Genomic DNA, 18945 nt, shown 5'->3' on the forward strand with positions numbered 1-18945 from the left:
ATCCCACCGGCGAAGGGGGACTCCGCCATGCCCGTCACCGTGGCCCGGTTCAATCTGGTCGACCCGAACGGCACTCCCGAGAGCCTGCGCGCCCGCTACGGGGCCGCGCTGGAGATGGCCCGGTACGCGGACGACCGCGGGGTCGACACCATCCAGACCGAGGAGCACCACGGCACCGGCAACAACTGGCTGCCCTCGCCCTTCGCCTTCGCCGGCGCCGTGTTCGGGGCCACGCGCCGGATCGCCGTCACCGTTTCGGCGATCATCGGGCCGCTCCACGACCCGTTGAAGGTCGCGGAGGACATCGCCGTCCTCGACCTGCTGGGCGGCGGCCGGCTGGTGACGGTCGCGGGCATCGGGTACCGGCCGCAGGAGTACGAGCAGCACGGGGTGGAGTGGGGCCGGCGCGGCAAGCTCCAGGACGAGCTGCTGGAGACGCTGCTCAGGGCATGGACCGGCGAACCCTTCACCTTCCGCGGCCGCACGGTACGGGTCACCCCGCGGCCGTTCACCCAGCCGCACCCCCTGCTGCTGGTCGGCGGCAGCTCCCAGGCGGCGGCCCGGCGCGCGGCCCGGCTGGGGCTGCCGTTCTTCCCGAGCGCGCACCTCCCGGAGCTGGAGGCGTACTACCGCTCGAAGCTGGCGGAGTACGGCACGGAGGGGTTCTGCATGATGCCCGCCGTCGAGACGCCGCTGCTGCACATCGCGGAGGACCCGGACCGGGTCTGGGCCGAGCACGGCGAGTGCTTCCTGCACGAGGCGGCGACGTACGCGTCCTGGCAGTCCAAGGACATCCGCAGTGCGGTGCGCTCGGCGGCCAGGTCGGTGGCGGAGCTGCGCGAGGAGGGCGTCTACCGGGTCCTGACCCCGGCGCAGGCGCTGGCGTACGCCCGCGGCGCGGGCGAGGCGGGGAACCTGGTGCTGCACCCGCTGTGCGGCGGGATGCCCGTCGACGAGGGGTGGCGCAGTCTGCAGTTGCTGTGCGAACAGGTACTGCCCCGGCTCAAAGGCTGAGCGGGGCAGTACCTGTCGAAGAGGAGAGGGGTGGTGGCGGGGAGGATTACCCCATCTCCTCCAACGCCTTGCCCTTGGTCTCCGGCACCCACTTGAGGATGAACGGGACCGAGAGCGCGGCGAAGACCGCGTAGATGACGTACGCCCCGGACAGGTTCCAGTCGGACAGCGTCGGGAACGTGACGGTGATGACCCAGTTGGCGATCCACTGGGCGGCGGCGGCGACGCCGAGCGCCGCGGCGCGGATCCGGTTGGGGAACATCTCGCCGAGCAGCACCCACACCACCACGCCCCAGGACAGGGCGAAGAAGAGCACGAAGGAGTGTGCGGCGACCAGCGCGACCGTGCCCTGGGTGTCGGGCATCGTGATGTTGTCGCCGGTGCCCTCCTTGTAGGAGAACGCCCAGGCGGCGAAGGCGAGGGAGACCGCCATGCCGACGGAGCCGATCAGGGCGAGCGGCTTGCGGCCGAGCCGGTCCACGAAGATCATCGCGATCACGGTGCCGACGATGTTGATGATCGAGGTGGTGAAGGAGTACAGGAACGAGCTGGTCGGGTTGATACCGACCGACTGCCACAGCGAGGAACTGTAGTAGAAGATCACGTTGATGCCGACGAGCTGCTGGAAGACGGACAGGCCGATGCCGATCCAGACGATGGGCAGGAAGGCGAAGCGGCCGCCGAGCAGGTCCCGGAAGGTGGACTTGTGCTCGGAGCGCATCGCGTGCTCGATCTCGGCGGCGCGCGCTTCGAGGTCGACGCCCGAACCCTCGACCTCGGCCAGCACCTTCTTGGCGTCCGCGTCGCGGCCGATGGAGATCAGGAAGCGGGGGGACTCCGGGATGACGAAGGACATCAGCCCGTAGAGCACGGCGGGGACGACCATCACGCCGAGCATCCACTGCCAGGCCTCGAAGCCGCCGATCTTGCCGCGCTGGTCGCCGTCGGCGAGGTTGAGGATGCCCCAGTTGACCAGCTGCGAGACGGCGATGCCGATGACGATGGCCGCCTGCTGGAACGAGGCGAGCCGACCCCGGTAGGCGGGCGGCGAGACCTCGGCGATGTAGGCGGGGCCGATGACGGAGGCCATGCCGATGCCGAAGCCGCCGATGACGCGCCACAGCGCGAGGTCCCAGAGGGCGAAGGGGAGGGCGGAGCCGATGGCGCTCGCCGTGAACAGGGCGGCGGCGATCTGCATGCAGCGGATTCGGCCGATCCGGTCGGCGATGCGGCCGGCGGTGGCCGCGCCGAGCGCGCAGCCGATCAGGGCTGCCGCGATCACTTGGGCGAGGGTCCCGGAGCCCACGTCGAAGCGGTCGCGGATCGCGACGACGGCGCCGTTGATCACCGAGCTGTCGTATCCGAAGAGGAAACCGCCCATGGCCGCGGCCGCGGTGATGAAGATGACGTGCCCGAGGTGGTCGGGGTGGGGCGGGCGTCCGCCGCCCGAGGCCGACGCCTGCTCTGTGCTCCTGCTGGTCAAGGTCTGCTCCTGCGTGCCCGGCTGCGGTGGCGGGTGGGGGTGGTTCCTTCCAGTGGGGCACAGGTGAACAACCTGCACCACCCGAAGGGAAAAGGCAGCGGAGCAGAGCCTATGTGTTCAGTTTATGAAGTCAATACCCGGCCTCGGTTACGCGAGAGGGAATTGAACTTCACTTCTTGAATGCACGGGGCCGGGGGGGCGGCGGTCCCGTCACCGCAGCCGCTGGCTGATGACCTTCGACACGCCGTCGCCCTGCATCGAGACGCCGTAGAGGGCGTCCGCGATCTCCATCGTCCGCTTCTGGTGCGTGATGACGATCAGCTGGGAGCTTTCCTGGAGCTCCGCCATGATGCGGATGAGCCGCTGCAGGTTGGTGTCGTCAAGGGCTGCCTCCACTTCGTCCATCACGTAGAACGGGCTGGGCCGGGCCTTGAAGATGGAGACCAGCAGGGCCACGGCCGTCAGCGAGCGCTCCCCGCCGGAGAGCAGGGAGAGCCGCTTGACCTTCTTGCCCGGCGGCCGGGCCTCCACGTCCACCCCGGTGGACAGCATGTCGTCCGGATCGGTGAGGACGAGCCTGCCCTCGCCGCCCGGGAACAAACGCGCGAAGACGCCCTCGAACTCCCTGGCCGTGTCCCGGTACGCCTCGGTGAAGACCTGCTCCACCCGCTTGTCGACTTCTTTCACGACTTGAAGGAGATCGGCCCGGGTCTTGCGGAGGTCCTCCAGCTGCTCGCTGAGGAACTTGTGGCGCTCCTCCAGGGCAGCGAACTCCTCCAGCGCGAGCGGATTGACCTTGCCGAGCTGCTGGTAGGCGCGCTCGGCCGCCTTGAGGCGCTTCTCCTGGCGGACGCGGTCGAAGGGACCGGGGCGGTTGCGGGGGTGCTCCGGGTCCTCTGGGAGTTCCTCGCCCTCGGCGGGCGGTGACGGCGGGACGGGCTGGTCCGGCCCGTACTCGGCCACCAGTCCGGCCGCCTCGACCCCGAACTCCTCCAGCGCCCGGCTCTCCACCTGCTCGATCCGCATCCGCTTCTCGGCGCCGAGCACCTCGCCCCGGTGCACGGAGTCGGTGAGCTTGTCCAGCTCGCCCTTGAGGTCGCGCCCCCGGGCGCGGGCGTCGGCGAGCTCCTGTTCCCGCAGGCCCTTGGCCTGTTCGGCGAGGTTCCGGTCCAGGTCGGCGCGGACGATCGACACCTCCAGGTGGGCGAGCAGCTGCCGGGCCCCGTCGGCCACGGCCCGGCCCACCTCGGCCTCGTGGCGCAGCCGCTGCCGGCGGCGCTCCGCACGGGTGCGGGCCTCGCGTTCGGCGCGGGCCGCGCGGTCGAGGGAGTCGGCGCGGCCGGCCAGGCCCTTGACCCGCTCCTCGTGGGTCCTGAGCTGGAGCCGTGCCTCCATCTCGGTCTGACGGGCGTTGGCGCCGTCGGCGGCGAGCCGGTCCCGCGCGGAGGTGTCGGGCTCTTCGTCCACGGGCGCCTCCTCGGCGATCGCGAGCCGCTCGGCGCACTCCTCGACCTCCAGGCGGGCCTGGTCCAGCGCGTCCTGCGCGCGGGCCGCGGCGGCGGCGCTGCGCTCGGCCTCGCCCGCGGCGCCCTTCGCCTGGCCGGCGAGTCGGCCGAGCTGCTGGGCGACCCGGGCCCTGGCCTGCTCCCCGGCCCGGCGCCGCCCGGCCAGCTCTTCCACGAGGGCTGCCGCGGCGCTGCGCCGGTCCTGGGCGGCTGCCTGGGCGGCGCCGAGTTCCGCGCACTCGGCGTCCAGGCGGGTCAGTTCGGCGTCGGCCTCGTCGACGGCGGCCTGCACTTCGAGGAGGCTGGGCGCCCCGGCGGAGCCGCCATGGGCGATGTGGGTACCGAGCACGTCCCCGTCGGCGGTCACGGCGACCAGCTCGGGGTGCTCGGCGACGACCGCCTCGGCCTGTGCCAGGGTCCCGACGACGACGTACTCCCGCAGCACCCACCCCGCGGCGCGCACGACCCCGGCGTCCCCGTCCACCAACTCCGCGGCGGGTACGGCCCCCTGCGCCGCGGGTCCGCCGACGCCCAGGCCCACCGGGCCACCCGCCGCAGGCCGCCCCTGCGGCCCGCCGGTTCCACCCTCGCGTCCTGCTCCGTTCATGACCCCGCCGAGGGCACCGCCCTGCGTGGCGGGCCCGGCCAGGGCCCGGCCCCCGGTGTCGCCCTGCGGGACGCGCTGCGGCGCGGGGACCACGGGGGCCGCGCCGGAGGCGGAGCCCGAAGGGGCGGCCTGCGGGGGGCGCTGGGGCGGGGTGGGGCCGGGGGCCGTCTGGGGCGGGACCGGGGCGGGGGGGTGGGGGGTGATCAGGAGGGTGGCGCGGCCGGCGTCGCATTCGCGGAGGTGGCGGAGGGCATCGGCCGCCGCGGACGGGGACGCGACCGCCACCGCGTCGGCCGCCGCGCCCAGCGCCGCCGCCACCGCGACCTCGTACCCCGCAGCCACCCGCACCCGCTCCGCCGCCGGCCCCAGCAGCCCGCCCAGCCGGGCCGCCAGCAGCGCCCCGGTGCCGTCCTTGCGCCGCAGGCCCAGCGCCAGCGCGTCCCGCCGCGCGGAGACCGCCGCCCGCGACCGCTCCGCCGCGGTCAGCGCCTCGCGCGCCCCGGCCAGCGCCGCCTCCGCCTGCTCCAGCCCGGCACGCGCCGCCTCGTACTCCGCCTCCGCCGACGGTTCGTCCCCGTCCGCGACTTCCTCCGCCAGCGCCTCGTACTCCGCCTGCGCGGCCTCCGCCCGGCTCCGCGCCTCGTCCCGCGCCGCGACCAGCCGGTCGATCTCCGCCTGTGCCGCGCCCGCCCGCGACCGCGCGGCGCCCAGCCGCCCGGTCAGCCGGGCCAGGCCCTCGCGCCGGTCGGCGATGGCCCGCGCCGCGTCCCGCAGCCGCCGTTCCTCCTCGGCCAGCGCCCGCTCCAGCTCCGCCCGGTGCTCGACGGTGTCCTCCAGCGCCCGCGAGGCCGCCTCCAGCGCCGCCGTCAGCTCCGCCTCCTGCTCGCGGATCCGCTCGGCCTCTCGTTCCAGCTCCTCGGGATCGCGGCCGCGCCGCTCCTCCTCCGCCGGGGCCGAGGCCGACTTGACCCGCGCCTCGGCCAGTGACGCCGTCCCCCGCACCCGTTCGGCGAGCTGGGACAGCTCGTACCAGGTCTGCTGCGCCCGCTGCAGTCGCGGCGCGAGGTCCCGTACGGCCTCCTCCAGCTCCGCCTCGCGCCGCACCGCGCCCGCGAGTTCCCGCTCCGCCGATTCCTTGCGCTCCTTGAGCGCCGCCTCGTCGGCGATCTCCGCTTCCAGCGCCCCCCGCAGCGTGACGAGGTCGTCGGCGAGCAGCCTCAGCCTCGCGTCCCGCAGGTCCGCCTGGATCACCGCTGCCCGGCGCGCCACCGCCGCCTGCCGCCCGAGCGGCTTCAACTGGCGGCGCAGCTCGTCGCCGAGGTCCTGCACGCGGGCGAGGTTCGCCTGCATCGCGTCCAGCTTCCGCAGCGCCTTTTCCTTGCGCTTGCGGTGCTTCAACACCCCGGCCGCCTCCTCGATGAAGGCGCGGCGGCCCATCGGGTCGGCGTGCAGGACCGAGTCCAGCTGGCCCTGTCCGACGATGACGTGCATCTCGCGGCCGATGCCGGAGTCGGAGAGCAGCTCCTGGATGTCGAGCAGGCGGCAGGTGTCCCCGTTGATCTGGTACTCGCTGCTGCCGCCGCGGAACATGATCCGGGTGAGGGTGACCTCGGCGTACTCGATGGGCAGGGCGCCGTCGGAGTTGTCGATCGTCAGGGACACCTCGGCGCGGCCGAGCGGCGGGCGGCCCGTCGTGCCCGCGAAGATGACGTCCTCCATCTTCCCGCCGCGCAGGGACTTGGCCCCCTGTTCCCCCATGACCCAGGACAGCGCGTCCACCACGTTGGACTTCCCCGAGCCGTTCGGGCCCACGACGCAGGTGATCCCGGGTTCGAACCGCAGGGTGGTGGCGGAAGCGAAGGACTTGAAGCCACGCAGGGTCAGGGACTTGAGGTGCACGCCGCCGGACTCTACCTTTCACGTTCGGTTTCGCCCTTGAAGGTCCCGGGCAGATCAGACGCTAAAGGAAACGGCCCCCATCCGGCCCAATGCCCCCGATCGGCGCACGGGTACCAGACAGGGACGGCCGCGGACGCGGGAGGCCGCGGCGGAAGGGGCCGGCGGGAAGGGCGAGGCGGAAGCGGCGAGGGCGAGGCGAGGCCGAGGAGACGGCCGGGAACGGCCGGGGAAAGGAAGAAGGGACGCCGAAGCGTCCCTTGCAGATCGTGCTGGCTGGAGTCTAGCGTCGACGCGAGAGCGCGGATCAGGTGAGCGCAGGCTCCGCCTGGGATACGTCGAGGGTGTCCAGCAACGTGTCTCCGTGCTGAGCGGCGGCCGCGTTCAGTGCGTCGTTTTCGGACTGGATCCGTCCGAGTTCGGACTCGAGGTCCTGGACGCGCTGCTGAAGCCGTCGCATCTCGGCGAGGAGTCGCGGGTCAGAACCGCCGACGTAACCGAGAAGCGCCTTTGCCATGATGGATGGTCCTCCACACTGAGTGACCGACCGAAGCGGTGTGGGTCGTGAGGGAATCGCACCCGCGGCGGTCCGTCAGCGACCGTCAGTCACTGCGCTTACTACTGTCAGCGCTGCCGAACAGCTCAGGTGCGCGGGGCTTCCAGCGTCTCACCAAAAAGTTTGACGGTCAACACGATCACGCCCTGTATCGGCGGGCAGCCCGGGCGCCGCACGGTGAGCGGAGATCGTCCTCATCTCCGAGCCTTCCACGTTTCGCCGGGCGCGGCAACGCCTCCGCGAGGAATCCGCAGTTCCGAGGCGGTGCAACCCGCCCGCGGAACCGATCAGCCCATGATCGGCTGATCGGTCACCGGATGGCGAACCCGTCGTAGCCACCGCGCGGTGTGCCCCAGATCTCTGTTACTCCGTCCACCCGCCCGGGCGTGTCGGCCGAGCGCAGCCACTCCAGCAGCCGGTGGCAATTCTCACGTTGACCCTCGGCCACCACCTGTACTCGGCCGTCGTCCAGGTTCAGCGCGAAGCCGGCCAAGCCTCCGATCTCCAGCGCATAGGCCCTGGTGAACCAGCGGAAGCCCACTCCCTGTACTCGGCCGCGCACCCATGCGGTCAGCCGGACGTCTTCGTTCATGCGTGAACGCTAACCGGACGATCACTTTCCAGGCACATCACCCCCCTGGACCCATGGCGTACAGTCGCGCACCGATGAACTCACCCATTTGGGTGTGTTAGGGATGATCTTGCAAGGAAGGCCAGCCGGATGGGACGCCACCGACTCCACGCCGCACCGTCAAGCGGCAGCAAGCGCCGCACCGTCGTGCGCAACGGTCTGCTGGGCGTCTCCGTCGCCGTGGTCCTCGGAACGGCGGCCGTCACCACCGGGCTCGTACCGGTCGGCGACTCCTTCCCCTACGTGGGTACGGACTCCGGCTCCAAGACCGAGGCCAAGGCTTCGCCGACGCCGGACGCCGGCCGCTCCCTGCAGCAGCAGGGCGGCCTCGCCGGGCTGCCGGGCCGGGCCGTGCCCTCCGCCGAAGCGAGCAGTGCCTCACCCACCCCGTCCGCTTCGCCCTCCCCCTCGGCCTCCGCCTCCCCGTCGCCCACGCCCACACCCACGGCGTCCTCCAAGGCTCCGGAGCCGGCGAAGACCACCGCCGCCCCGAAGCCGGCGGCCCCCAAGCCGGTCGCGCCCAAGCCCGTCGCGCCCAAGCCCGTCGTCCCGGTCCCCGCGACGGGTGACGGCCACTCCTCCGAGGAGGCGGCGGTCCTCACCCTGGTGAACCAGGTGCGCGCCCAGGCGGGATGCGGCCCGGTCCGGGCGAACCCCCCGCTGGCCTCCCTGGCGGCGGCGTTCAGCAAGGACATGGCGGTCCGGGGCTTCTTCGACCACACCGACCCCGACGGGCGCACCCCCTGGGACCGGGCCCAGGCCGCCGGCATCTCCGGCCTCGGCGGCGAGAACATAGCCCGGGGCCAGGGCGACGCGGCTTCGGTGATGAACGCCTGGATGAACAGCCCGGGCCACAAGGCGAACATCCTCAACTGTGAGTTCCGCACCCTGGGTGTCGGCGCTTACTTCGGCGCCGGCGGCCCCTGGTGGACCCAGGACTTCGGCTTCTAGCCCAGGTTCCTGCCCGGTTTCCCGTCCAGGGCTCCGGCGCCCAGCCTTTCGGCCCAGCGCCCACCTCCGGCCATGGGCCTTCCGCGAGCGGACTCAGACGGCGAGCGCCGCGCGGCCGGCCACGATGACACGCGTGTGCTGCGCGACGCGCCGGCCGAGGTGCTCGGCGGTGGCTATGTCGGCCTTGTGGACGTCCTCCACACCGTGGTCGTTGTGGGTCTGGGCGGCCGCACCGGCGGAGAAGCCGAGCCGGTTGAGGTCGTTCTCGGAGGCGGTGCTGGTGTTCCAGCCCGGCTTGAGACCGAGGTTGACCCAGCTCATGGCGTGCTGGGCGGCCAGGGTCTGGAAGAAGCCCAGCGTGCCGGACTTGTCGCCGTTCTTCGATCCGGAGTTGGTGAAGCCGGCGGCGACCTTGTCCTGCCAGACGTCGCCGAACCAGCGCTTCGAGGTGGCCTCGGCGAAGGTGTGGAAGGCGCCCGAGGCGGTGCCCATGTAGGTCGGCGAGCCGAAGACGATCGCGTCGGAGGCGTCGAGGAGCGCCCACTGCGCGTCGTCGATCTCATCGACCTTGATCAGGTGGACCGTGGCCCCGGCCTCGACGGCACCGGCCCGGACGGCCTCGGCGAGGACCGCGGTGTGCCCGAATCCGGAGTGGTAGGCGATGGAGACGACGGGGGCGTGGGTGAGGGCGGACATGGCGGTTCTCCTAAGAAGTGCTCGGGGCGCCCGCCCCGCGGTGGGCGGTGGCGGCGCACACAAGAAAAGCACTAACTTTTGGAAAGCGCAACCATCTGGTTAGCGCTGTGGAGGGGTACGCTTGTGGCATGGAGAAACCCCTCTGTCCCGAGACGACGTACACGGACCTCCCGTTCGACGTTTTCGCGCGTACGTGCCCGTCGCGGGAAACCCTGGAGCACGTCACCGGCCGCTGGGGCAGCCTCACGGTGGGCGCCCTGCGCGAAGGCCCCTGCCGGTTCAACGAGCTGCGCCGCCGGGTCGCGGGCGTGAGCGAGAAGATGCTCTCCCAGACGCTTCACGCGCTGGAGCGGGACGGCATCGTCAGCCGCGACGCCCAGCCCACCAACCCGCCGCGCGTGGACTACGAGCTGACGCCGCTGGGCCGGGAGGTCGCCGACCGGCTGCTGTCGCTGATCCACTTCGTGGAGGGCAGCATGCCCGAGGTCCTGGCCTCCCGGCAGACCTACGACGGCAGTCGCGGCGGCCGCTGACAGCGCGGGCAGAAGTAGCTCGACCGGTTCATCCACGGCCGGCGCCGCATCGGCGTGCCGCAGCGCCGGCAGGGCTCGTCCTCGCGCCCGTACGCGTCGAGCGAGCGGTCGAAGTAGCCCGACTCGCCGTTCACGTTGACGTAGAGGCTGTCGAAGCTGGTGCCGCCGACATCGAGGGCGGCGTTCATGACGTCCCGGACGTGCGTGAGGAGTTCCGCGCTCCGGGGGCGCGTGAGCGAGGCGGTGGGGCGCTCGTAGTGCAGCCTCGCGCGCCACAGCGCCTCGTCCGCGTAGATGTTGCCCACCCCGCTGATCAGGGACTGGTCCAGCAGCGCCCGCTTGAGGGTGGTCCGCTTGGCCCGAAGGGCGAGGTGGTAGGAGGGCTCGTCGAAGAGGGGGTCCAGCGGGTCGCGCGCGATGTGCGCGATGACGTCGGGGAGCCCGTCGGGGCTCTCGGGGACGGTCTCGTGCAGCGAAAGTCCGCCGAAGGTGCGCTGGTCCACGAAGCGCAGCTCGGTCCCGGCGTCGTCCGCGAACCGCACCCGGATCCGCAGGTGCTTCTCGTCGGGCGCTTCGGTCGGCTGCACCAGCAGCTGCCCGCTCATCCCGAGGTGCCCGAGCACCGACAGGTCCCGGCCCTCCAGGGGCAGCCACAGGTACTTGCCGCGCCGCATCGGCACCCCGAAGGTCTGGCCGGTCAGCCGGGCGACGAAGTCGGCCCCGCCGCCGGGGTGGCGGCGTACGGCGCGCGGATGCAGTACCTCGACGGCCGCGACCGTCCGCCCGGCCACCCAGCGCTCCAACCCCCGCCGCACCACTTCGACTTCGGGCAGCTCGGGCACGGTGTTCCTCCGACGGGTACGTTCTTGCGGCTCACCCGCGAGCCTACCGGCCCGCCCCTGCGGCCCTCCCGCGCGGGCCGGACGGACGGGCCGGGGAGGCGGGCCCCGGAAAACGGGACGCCCGCCCCTGCGCGGCAGGGGCGGGCAGTGGTTCCCGAAGGAAGCGTCAGGCGCCCGGCGCCGGACGGGCGGGCGTCGGCGCCCCACCGTCCATGGCCGTGGCGTCGTCGGGGCCGGCCGAGGCCGGGACCGCCGCCGCTGCAGCGGCGGCCGCGGCCTGCGCCGCGATCCGCTCGTCCGCCGCGGCACGGATCCCGCGCCACGCGGACTCCGCCGCCTGCTGTTCCGCTTCCTTCTTGCTGCGGCCGGTGCCGGTGCCGTACGAGACACCACCGACGCGAGCGGCAGCTGTGAAGGTCTTCTCGTGGTCCGGTCCGGTCTCGGTGACCAGGTACTCCGGTACACCAAGGCCTTCGGCCGCCGTGAGCTCCTGGAGACTGGTCTTCCAGTCCAGGCCGGCCCCGAGGTTGGAGGACTTCTCGATGAGCGGGTCGAAGAGCCGGTGGACCAGCTCCGAGGCCGCGTCGAGGCCCTTGTCGAGGTAGACCGCGCCGATCACCGCTTCTAGGGTGTCGGCGAGGATGGAGGCCTTGTCCCGGCCGCCCGTGCCCTCTTCGCCCCGGCCGAGCCGGATGAAGGAGCCGAGGTCGAGGCCGCGCCCGACCTCCGCCAGTGCACGCGAGTTGACCACCGCGGCCCGCAGTTTGGCCAGCTGGCCTTCCGGCAGGTCGGGGTGGGTCGTGTACAGCGTGTCGGTGACCACCAGGCCGAGCACGGAGTCCCCGAGGAACTCCAGGCGCTCGTTGGTGGGCAGACCGCCGTTCTCGTACGCGTACGAGCGGTGGGTCAGCGCACGCACCAGAAGGGCGGACTCGAGTTGGTACCCGAGCCGCCCTTCCAGAAGCACGTGGGACGAGGCCGCGTTGTTACTGTCTGCCTGCTTCTCAGCGTTGGACAGCTCAGACATTGCGCCTCTCACCAGCCGCTCAGACCTCGAGGACCTGGCGCTTGTTGTAGGTGCCGCAGCTCGGGCACGCAATGTGCTGGAGCTTCGGCTCCTGGCAACGCTCACACGAAACCAGGGTGGGGACCGCAGCCTTCCACTGCGACCGGCGGTGGCGCGTGTTGCTGCGCGACATCTTCCGCTTCGGAACAGCCACGGCTACTTCTCCTGCTTCTCGGCGGCGCTCTGAACTCCGTCAGATGCAGTGCCGCTCATGTTGTCCTTCTCGTCGTCCTGATCGGTCACGACGAGTTCCTGCAGAGCCGCCCAACGGATGTCGACGGCGTCATGGTGGTGGTCCGGGTCCTCGTTCAGATTGAGCCCGCATTCGGGGCACAGTCCGAGACAGTCCTCCCGGCACACCGGCTGCAGCGGCAGTGCGAGCACCACCACGTCACGCAGCACGGGTTCGAGGTCGAACAAGCCGTCCTCAAGGTGGAGCGTGTCCTCGTCGTCCTCGGCGTCGTCGGCCGGCTCCGCCTTCGAGCGGGTCCGGTCGTCGGCGTCAGGGTACGAGAACATCTCCTGGAAGTCCGCCTTGAGCTCACGCTCGACGGTCTCCAGACACCTTACGCACTCCCCCACGGCCCGGCCACGAGCGGTGCCTGTGACAAGCACCCCTTCCATGACCGACTCCATCCGGAGGTTGAGCTTCAGCGGGGCGCCTTCCGGCACTCCGATGACGTCGGCGAGACCGAGGTCCGCCGGCGCCGCGATCTCGCGGGACAGCCGCTGCATGGCACCAGGACGCCGACCCAGCTCGTGCGTGTCGAACACGAGGGGGTTGCGGTGGTCGAGGCGGGTGTTCAGGGCCGGTTCCTGCTTTCACAGATCGCTGAAGATCAAAGACTGCGCCACAAGTGAGGCACTTAAGGGCAGCATGGATCGCGGTGCATACGCGCGACCGAACAGCCAGGATACCCGGCGCCGCGCCCAGCGCCCAATCCGGCCTAGCGTCCCTGCCCGTACTGCCGCAGCTGGTCCAAGTCGATCATGCTCGTGTCGAAGAAGCTGGTCTCGTCGAGCGCGGGCTGCTGGGGCGCCTGGGGCTGCTGGTACGCCGCGTAGGGATCGGGCTGCTGCTGGTAGGGCATCCCGTACGGGTCCGGCTGCTGCACCTGCTGCTGGTAGCCGTACGGGTCCTGGTAGCCGGAGTACGGGTCCTGCTGCGGCTGCGGCTGCGCTTCGTAGGCGTACGCGTCGTAGGCCGGTTCCTGGCGGGTCTGGGCGGGGACCGGGGCCGCGGCGGGCACGGCCGCGGGTTCGGCGAGGCCGGCCAGGAAGTCCGCGTCGCTCGCCGATCGGGAGTGCGAGGCGTCCGCGGCGTCCTGGGCGGCCATGTGCGCGCCCAGGTCGTCAGTGGGCACCCGGCCCAGCAGCTTTTCGCGGCCCCGGCCGACGGCCTCCAGGGTCTTGGAGAGCACCGCCTCGAAGGTGGCCAGCTTGGTGTCCACGTACGCGTCCGCCTGCTCGCGCTGCGTCTGCGGGTCGCTGCTGCGCTCGGGGGCGTCGGTTTCCGGGTACCCGTGCTCGTCCAGCCCCGGGCCGCGGCCCAGCAGCTTTTCGCGCCCCCGGTCCACCGAGCCGATGGTCTTGCTGAGGACGACCTCGAAGTTCGCGAGCTTGCTGTCGACGTAGTCGTCCGCCTCGGCCCGGATCTCCCCGGCCTCCCGGCGGGCGTCCGCCAGGATCCGGTCGGCCTCGGCCTGCGCCCGCCGCGCGATCTCGGTGTCGGAGATCAGCGAACCCCGCTGGGCGTGTGCGGACTCGATGATGCGGTCCGCCTCCCGGCGGGCCTCCTCGACCATCTGGTCCCGCCCGCCGATGAGCTCCTGTGCCTGGGCGAGCGAGCCGGGGAGCGCCTTGCGGACCTCTTCCAGCCCGGCGAGCAGCTCCGCGCGGTTGATCACGCAGGACGCCGACATGGGCATGGACCGGGCGCCGCTGACGGCCGCGACGATCTCGTCGAGCTTCTTCTGCACGTCCATGGGGGCTCGCACTCTCTCGGCCTCGGGCGGTTCCCGAGTCGGACGGGACGACTTTAAGGCCGCGGGGTGGACGTGCGGGACCGGCTGGGGGAACGCCCTGCGGTCAGCGGTCGCGCAGCCGTTCCAGGAGCGCCGCGTGGACGTGCGCGGGGAGCAGGTGGGCGACGTCGCCGCCCCAGGCCGCGACCTCCTTGACCAGCGAGGAGGACAGGAAGCTGTAGGTGGGGATGGTCGGGACGAACAGGGTTTCGACGCCCGACAGGCCCATGTTCATCTGGGCCATCTGGAGCTCGTAGTCGAAGTCGCTGACCGCGCGCAGGCCCTTGACGATGGCCGGGATGTCCCGCTGCTTGCAGTAGTCGACGAGCAGGCCGTGGAAGGCCTCGACCTGGATGTTGCCGTAGTCGGCCGTCGCCTCGCGGATCAGCTCGATCCGCTCCTCGACGGTGAACAGGCCCTGCTTCGACCGGTTGATCATCACGGCGACGTGCACGACGTCGTACAGTCTGGAGGCGCGTCCGATGATGTCGAGGTGTCCGTTGTGGATGGGATCGAAGGACCCCGGACAGACTGCGCGGCGCAACTGAACTCCCTCGTTCATGAGTCTTCGCTGGTGAAAGCGGCGCGTCCGTACCAAAGGGTGCCCTCACCGTACTTGCGCGACCGGAGCGGCTCGAAGCCCTCGGGCCACGGGAAGGCGCCGCTCCTGGTGCTGCGCTCCACGGTGACCAGTGCGTCGTCCGTGATCCAGCCATTGGACCGGAGTGTGAGGAGGATCTCCCGGAGATCATCGTGGCCGACGGCGTACGGGGGGTCGAGGAACACGATGTCGTAGGGCTCCCCTTGGGGCGCCGCCGCGACGATCTGCTCCGCCTTCCCGGCCCGGAAGTCGGCGCCCGGCAGGCCGACCGCCTTGATGTTGTCGCGGATCGCCTTGGCGGCCTTCGCGTCGGGCTCGACCAGCAGGGCGTGGTCGGCGCCGCGCGAGAGCGCCTCCAGGCCGACGGCGCCGGAGCCGGCGTACAGGTCCAGTACGCGGGAGCCGTCCACACCGTGCAGGGACTCCCAGGTGGAGAAGAGCCCTTCGCGCATCCGGTCCGAGGTCGGGCGGGTTCCGGTGCCGGGGGGCACGGCCAGCCGTCGCCCGCCGGCGCTGCCGGCGATCACGCGCGTCATCTGGGTCCTTCGGGTGGGGAGGGTGGGGAGTGCGGGGATGCTTGTGGGCTCCAACGATATGTCGTACCGGTCAGCCCTTCTCCAGGTACTGCTCGCGTTCGGTGTCCAGCAGGGCGTCGAGCGCGGTGCGCAGGCCCGGCAGGCCGGTCAGCTCGGGGTCTTCGGCGACCACCCGGCCGGCCTCCTCACGGGCCTCGGCGATGACCTCCTCGTCCTCGATGACCGCCAGCATCCGCAGCGAGGACCGCACGCCCGACTGGGCCTGGCCGAGGACGTCTCCCTCGCGGCGCTGCTCCAGGTCGATCCGGGACAGCTCGAACCCGTCGAGGGTGGCGGCCACGGCCGCGAGGCGGGCCCGGGCGGGGCTGGCCTCGTGCATCTCGCTGACCAGGAGGCACAGCCCGGGCGCGGAGCCCCGGCCGACCCGGCCGCGCAGCTGGTGGAGCTGCGAGACGCCGAACCGGTCGGCGTCCATGATCACCATCACGGTGGAGTTCGGGACGTTCACCCCGACCTCGATGACGGTGGTGGCGACGAGCACCTTGACCTCGCCGGCCGCGAAGCGGCGCATCACGTCGTCCTTGTCAGCGGGGTCCATCCTGCCGTGCAGCACCTCGACCGACAGCCCGGCGAGCGGCCCCTTGACCAGCTGTTCGGCGATCTCCAGGACGGCCAGCGGGGGCCGCTTCTCGCTCTCGTCCTCGACGGACTTCTTCTTCGGGTCGTCCGCCCCGTCGCCGATGCGGGGGCACACCACGTACGCCTGGTGGCCCTTTTCGACCTCCTCGCGGACCCGTTCCCAGGCCCGGGCGAGGAAGTGCGGCTTGTCCTTGGCGGGGACCACGTGCGTGGCGATCGGGGAACGTCCGGCGGGGAGCTGGTCGAGGACGGAGGTCTCCAGGTCGCCGAAGACGGTCATGGCGACGGTGCGCGGGATCGGGGTCGCCGTCATGACCAGCAGGTGCGGGGGCTGCTTGCCCTTGGAGCGCAGCGCGTCGCGCTGCTCCACCCCGAAACGGTGCTGTTCGTCCACGACGACCAGGCCGAGGTCGTGGAAGCGCACCTTGTCCTCGATCAGGGCGTGCGTGCCGATGACGATGCCGGCCTCGCCGGTGACCAGGTCCAAGAGCGCCTGCCGCCGCGCGGGCACGCCCATGGAGCCCGTCAGCAGCACCACTTTGGTGCCCTGGTCGCAGCCGCCGAGCATCCCGCCCTCGGCGAGCTCGCCCATCATCTCGGTGATGGAGCGGTGGTGCTGCTGGGCGAGCACCTCGGTGGGCGCGAGCATCGCGGCCTGCCCGCCGGAGTCGACGACGGCGAGCATGGCCCGCAGTGCGACCAGCGTCTTGCCGGAGCCGACCTCGCCCTGGAGGAGGCGGTGCATGGGGTGTTCGGTGGCGAGGTCGTCGAAGATCTCTGCGGAGACGCTCTGCTGGCCCTCGGTGAGGGTGAAGGGCAGCTTCGCGTCGAAGGAGTCGAGCAGTCCGCCGGGGGCGGGGCGGCGCGCAACGGCGGGGAGCTGGGAGTCGGCGTGCCGGCGGCGGGCGAGGGCGACTTGGAGGACGAAGGCCTCGTCCCACTTGAGGCGCTGCCGGGCGTCCTCGATGTCGGCCTTGGTCCCGGGCCGGTGGATCTTGAGCAGGGCTTCGGGGAGCGGGACCAGGCCGCGCCCCTCGCGCAGCGCCGCGGGGAGCGGGTCCACGGTCTCCCGGGCCCTGGGCAGTACGGCGTCCACGCACTTGGCGATCTTCCAGGACTCCAGCTTGGCGCAGGCCGGGTAGATCGGGATGAGCCGGCCCGCGAAGGCGGTGGCCGCGTCCCGGTCGGAGGCGTCGGCGCCGAGCGGTTCATAGGCGGGGTGGGAGAGCTGGAGCTTGCGGTTGAACATGCCGACCTTGCCCGCGAACATGGCACGGCTGCCGGGCAGCAGGTCCTTGTGGGGTTTGTGGACGCCCGCGCCGAAGAAGACGAGCTGGAGCCGGCCGCTGCCGTCGGTGATGGTGACTTCGAGGCGCTTCCCGCCGCCCCTGCTGCCCTGGTAGGTGAGCAGCCTCGCGTCCGCGACCTGCGCGACGACCGTCACGTGCTCGTCGATCTGGTCGGCGAGGTCGGCCAGGGGCGTGAGCTCTCCCCGCTCCGCATACCGCCGGGGGTAGTGGTGGAGCAGGTCCAGGGCCGTGTGCAGGCCGAGCTGCTCGGCCAGCACCTTCGCGGTGGCGGGGCCGAGCGTCTTCTTGAGGTCTTCGTCGAGCGCGGGCACGTGTTCCATTGCACACCATGGCGCCGACAACGCGGCTATTCGACCCCGATGAGCAGCGGCGCCGAGTACCGGCCGCCCCGGTAGGTGACGGTGTCGACGGCCAGGTGCCCGTGCTGGACGTACGCCTCCAGGCGCGCGGCGAGCGCGTCGGGGACCTCGGGCCCCAGGACGAGGGTGACCAGTTCACCGCCGGAGCCGAGCATCCGCGCCAGGACGGCCTCCGCGGTCTCCGGCAGGCCGGATCCGATGACGGCGACGTCCCCGTCGATGAGGCCGAGCACGTCGCCGGCCTGGCAGATGCCGGCGGAGGTGAAGGACTGCCGTTCGGCGACGGCCAGTTCCCCGTAGCGGGTGGCGCCCGCGGCGGCGGTCATGGCCACCACGTCCTCGTCGAAGGTGGCGTCCCCGTCGTGCACGGCGAGGGCGGCCAGGCCCTGGACCGCCGAGCGGGTGGGGATCACGGCGACCCGTACGCCGTCGGCGCGGGCCGCCTCGGCGGCCGCGGCGGCCGCCGCGCGCCACTCGCTGTCGTTGGGCAGCACGACCACCTCGCGGGCGTGGGCCCGGTGGATCGCGTCGGCCAGCGCGGCGGCCGCCGGCGCCTCCCCGGGGCGGGCGAGGACGGTCGTCGCGCCCGCGTCCCCGCACAGCACGGCCAGCCCCTCGCCCGGGACCACGGCGACCACGGCCCGCTGGACGCGCTCGGTGCGCGCGCGGCGCCGCTCGTCGCCGAAGTGGGTGATGCGGATGCGGTAGGGCCGCCCGGCGACCACCCCGGCCTCCACCGCCGCCCCGGGATCGTCGACGTGGACGTGGACGTTCCAGAGCCCCTCGCCGCCGACCACCACCAGCGAGTCGCCGAGCCCGTCGAGCCGGGTCCGCAGGGTGGCCACGGCGGCCTCGGTGGCCTCCAGCAGGTAGATCACCTCGTACGCGGGGCCGCCCCGGTCCTGCGCGTCGCAGGGCTGCGGCGGCTGCGGTACGGGCACGGCCCGCCCCCGTACGGGTTCCGGGGCGGGTTCCTGGCCGGACAGTGCCTGCCACAGCGCCCCCAGTACGGCGACCACCCCGCAGCCCCCGGCGTCGACCACCCCGGCCCGGCCCAGCGCGGCCAGCTGTCCCGGGGTCTCGGCGAGGGCGGCGCGGGCCCCGTCGTAGGCGGCGCGGGCCACGTCGGCGGCGGTCCCCGCGGCGGCGCCGGCCGCCCGCGCCGCGGCGGTGGCCACGGTGAGCATGGTGCCCTCGACGGGGTGCGCGACGGCCTGGTACGCCTCTTCGGCGGCCCGGGTCAGCGCCTGCGCGAGCATCGGGCCGGGCGCCCGTTCCCCCGGTTCGGCGCCCAGTACGTCGGCCACCCCGCGCAGCAGCTGCGCGAGGATGGTGCCGGAGTTGCCCCGGGCGCCTATGAGGGCGCCGTGCGCGAAGGCCCGTACGGCTTCGGGCAGGGAGGGGGCGGCGGCGGTGCGCGTCGCGTCCCCGAAGGCGGCGGCCAGCTCGCGGTCGGCGGACTCGGCGGTGAGGTAGAGGTTGGTGCCGGTGTCGGCGTCGGCGACGGGGTAGACGTTGATGGCGTCGATGTCCTCGCGGGCCCGGTCCAGGGCGGCCAGGGCCAGAGAGCTCCAGGTGCGCACCGCTTCGGCGTCGAGCTCGTCGGCGGGCTGCGGCGCAGGCTCGTGCGGCACCGGGCGTTCCTCCTTGTGCGGGCCAGGGTTCACCGCAGGGTAACGAAGGCCGGCCGTCCGGG

17 protein-coding genes are annotated in these 18945 nt (G+C 72.3%); 3 read left to right on the top strand and 14 right to left on the bottom strand.

The window, feature by feature from the left end; all coding sequences use genetic code 11:
• Positions 1 to 27: 27 nt before the first annotated feature.
• Positions 28 to 1014, top strand: a complete 987-nt coding sequence (locus tag ACIA6C_RS05430) for an LLM class flavin-dependent oxidoreductase (RefSeq protein WP_399273077.1) — start codon at positions 28 to 30, stop codon at positions 1012 to 1014.
• A gap of 46 nt (positions 1015 to 1060) precedes the next feature.
• Here the strand turns inward: ACIA6C_RS05430 and ACIA6C_RS05435 are convergent, their stop codons facing one another.
• The 4 genes from ACIA6C_RS05435 to ACIA6C_RS05450 form a co-directional block, all read right to left on the bottom strand.
• Positions 1061 to 2497: a sugar porter family MFS transporter gene (locus tag ACIA6C_RS05435; RefSeq protein WP_399273079.1), complete on the bottom strand. Its 1437-nt coding sequence runs from the start codon at positions 2495 to 2497 to the stop codon at positions 1061 to 1063.
• Between the two features lie 210 nt (positions 2498 to 2707).
• On the bottom strand, positions 2708 to 6508 hold the full coding sequence (locus ACIA6C_RS05440; protein WP_399273081.1) for an AAA family ATPase: 3801 nt from the start codon (positions 6506 to 6508) through the stop codon (positions 2708 to 2710).
• A 304-nt stretch (positions 6509 to 6812) separates the two neighbouring features.
• Positions 6813 to 7022 (bottom strand): hypothetical protein, encoded by a 210-nt coding sequence (locus tag ACIA6C_RS05445; RefSeq protein ID WP_136213338.1) that lies wholly within the window; start codon positions 7020 to 7022, stop codon positions 6813 to 6815.
• Between the two features lie 349 nt (positions 7023 to 7371).
• On the bottom strand, positions 7372 to 7653 hold the full coding sequence (locus ACIA6C_RS05450) for an acylphosphatase (RefSeq protein WP_366081669.1): 282 nt from the start codon (positions 7651 to 7653) through the stop codon (positions 7372 to 7374).
• Positions 7654 to 7782: 129 nt separating this feature from the next.
• On the opposite strand from ACIA6C_RS05450, the gene ACIA6C_RS05455 reads away from it, so the two are divergent.
• Positions 7783 to 8643 carry a CAP domain-containing protein gene (locus ACIA6C_RS05455; protein WP_399273084.1) on the top strand — a complete coding sequence of 287 codons (861 nt, stop codon included), beginning with the start codon at positions 7783 to 7785 and terminating at the stop codon, positions 8641 to 8643.
• A gap of 93 nt (positions 8644 to 8736) precedes the next feature.
• Here ACIA6C_RS05455 and ACIA6C_RS05460 read toward each other — a convergent pair whose 3' ends face one another.
• Positions 8737 to 9339 carry a flavodoxin family protein gene (locus ACIA6C_RS05460; protein WP_399273086.1) on the bottom strand — a complete coding sequence of 201 codons (603 nt, stop codon included), beginning with the start codon at positions 9337 to 9339 and terminating at the stop codon, positions 8737 to 8739.
• 128 nt (positions 9340 to 9467) lie between these two features.
• Between ACIA6C_RS05460 and ACIA6C_RS05465 the strand changes: the two genes are divergently transcribed.
• Positions 9468 to 9872 (top strand): helix-turn-helix domain-containing protein, encoded by a 405-nt coding sequence (locus ACIA6C_RS05465; protein ID WP_361128115.1) that lies wholly within the window; start codon positions 9468 to 9470, stop codon positions 9870 to 9872.
• Here ACIA6C_RS05465 and mutM read toward each other — a convergent pair.
• The 9 genes from mutM to ACIA6C_RS05510 all read right to left on the bottom strand — a co-directional run bounded on the left by mutM (position 9845) and on the right by ACIA6C_RS05510 (position 18883).
• On the bottom strand, positions 9845 to 10714 hold the full coding sequence (gene mutM, locus ACIA6C_RS05470) for a bifunctional DNA-formamidopyrimidine glycosylase/DNA-(apurinic or apyrimidinic site) lyase (protein WP_361128118.1): 870 nt from the start codon (positions 10712 to 10714) through the stop codon (positions 9845 to 9847). The genes ACIA6C_RS05465 and mutM overlap by 28 nt on opposite strands.
• A 166-nt stretch (positions 10715 to 10880) precedes the next feature.
• On the bottom strand, positions 10881 to 11741 hold the full coding sequence (gene rnc, locus ACIA6C_RS05475; RefSeq protein ID WP_399273089.1) for a ribonuclease III: 861 nt from the start codon (positions 11739 to 11741) through the stop codon (positions 10881 to 10883).
• A 19-nt stretch (positions 11742 to 11760) separates the two neighbouring features.
• The gene (gene rpmF, locus ACIA6C_RS05480; RefSeq protein ID WP_003965982.1) at positions 11761 to 11934 is read right to left on the bottom strand and encodes a 50S ribosomal protein L32; all 174 of its coding nucleotides are present in this window, start codon (positions 11932 to 11934) and stop codon (positions 11761 to 11763) included.
• A 2-nt stretch (positions 11935 to 11936) separates the two neighbouring features.
• The gene (locus ACIA6C_RS05485) at positions 11937 to 12587 is read right to left on the bottom strand and encodes a DUF177 domain-containing protein (protein ID WP_190186916.1); all 651 of its coding nucleotides are present in this window, start codon (positions 12585 to 12587) and stop codon (positions 11937 to 11939) included.
• Between the two features lie 140 nt (positions 12588 to 12727).
• Positions 12728 to 13765 (bottom strand): cell division initiation protein, encoded by a 1038-nt coding sequence (locus tag ACIA6C_RS05490; RefSeq protein ID WP_399273091.1) that lies wholly within the window; start codon positions 13763 to 13765, stop codon positions 12728 to 12730.
• Positions 13766 to 13868: 103 nt separating this feature from the next.
• Positions 13869 to 14348, bottom strand: coding sequence for a pantetheine-phosphate adenylyltransferase (gene coaD / locus ACIA6C_RS05495; protein WP_361129738.1), 480 nt, complete (start codon positions 14346 to 14348; stop codon positions 13869 to 13871).
• A gap of 14 nt (positions 14349 to 14362) precedes the next feature.
• A complete protein-coding gene (rsmD, locus tag ACIA6C_RS05500; protein WP_361128128.1) occupies positions 14363 to 14941 on the bottom strand; it encodes a 16S rRNA (guanine(966)-N(2))-methyltransferase RsmD in 579 nt (192 codons plus the stop codon).
• A gap of 70 nt (positions 14942 to 15011) precedes the next feature.
• Complete coding sequence (gene recG, locus ACIA6C_RS05505) at positions 15012 to 17210, bottom strand: ATP-dependent DNA helicase RecG (protein WP_399273093.1); 2199 nt, start codon at positions 17208 to 17210, stop codon at positions 15012 to 15014.
• Between the two features lie 26 nt (positions 17211 to 17236).
• Positions 17237 to 18883, bottom strand: a complete 1647-nt coding sequence (locus ACIA6C_RS05510; RefSeq protein WP_399273095.1) for a DAK2 domain-containing protein — start codon at positions 18881 to 18883, stop codon at positions 17237 to 17239.
• Between the last annotated feature and the right edge of the window lie 62 nt (positions 18884 to 18945).

This window comes from Streptomyces sp. NPDC051578 (assembly GCF_044454045.1).
GTDB lineage: Bacteria > Actinomycetota > Actinomycetes > Streptomycetales > Streptomycetaceae > Streptomyces.

What these genes read in the sequence shown, in the direction of transcription:
- ACIA6C_RS05450 (WP_366081669.1), bottom strand. Translation starts at nt 7,653, where the DNA reads ATGAACGAAGACGTCCGGCTGACCGCATGGGTGCGCGGCCGAGTACAG.
- ACIA6C_RS05465 (WP_361128115.1), top strand. Translation starts at nt 9,468, where the DNA reads ATGGAGAAACCCCTCTGTCCCGAGACGACGTACACGGACCTCCCGTTC.
- ACIA6C_RS05430 (WP_399273077.1), top strand. Translation starts at nt 28, where the DNA reads ATGCCCGTCACCGTGGCCCGGTTCAATCTGGTCGACCCGAACGGCACT.
- recG (WP_399273093.1), bottom strand. Translation starts at nt 17,210, where the DNA reads ATGGAACACGTGCCCGCGCTCGACGAAGACCTCAAGAAGACGCTCGGC.
- ACIA6C_RS05445 (WP_136213338.1), bottom strand. Translation starts at nt 7,022, where the DNA reads ATGGCAAAGGCGCTTCTCGGTTACGTCGGCGGTTCTGACCCGCGACTC.
- rnc (WP_399273089.1), bottom strand. Translation starts at nt 11,741, where the DNA reads ATGTCTGAGCTGTCCAACGCTGAGAAGCAGGCAGACAGTAACAACGCG.
- ACIA6C_RS05460 (WP_399273086.1), bottom strand. Translation starts at nt 9,339, where the DNA reads ATGTCCGCCCTCACCCACGCCCCCGTCGTCTCCATCGCCTACCACTCC.
- rsmD (WP_361128128.1), bottom strand. Translation starts at nt 14,941, where the DNA reads ATGACGCGCGTGATCGCCGGCAGCGCCGGCGGGCGACGGCTGGCCGTG.
- ACIA6C_RS05490 (WP_399273091.1), bottom strand. Translation starts at nt 13,765, where the DNA reads ATGGACGTGCAGAAGAAGCTCGACGAGATCGTCGCGGCCGTCAGCGGC.
- ACIA6C_RS05455 (WP_399273084.1), top strand. Translation starts at nt 7,783, where the DNA reads ATGGGACGCCACCGACTCCACGCCGCACCGTCAAGCGGCAGCAAGCGC.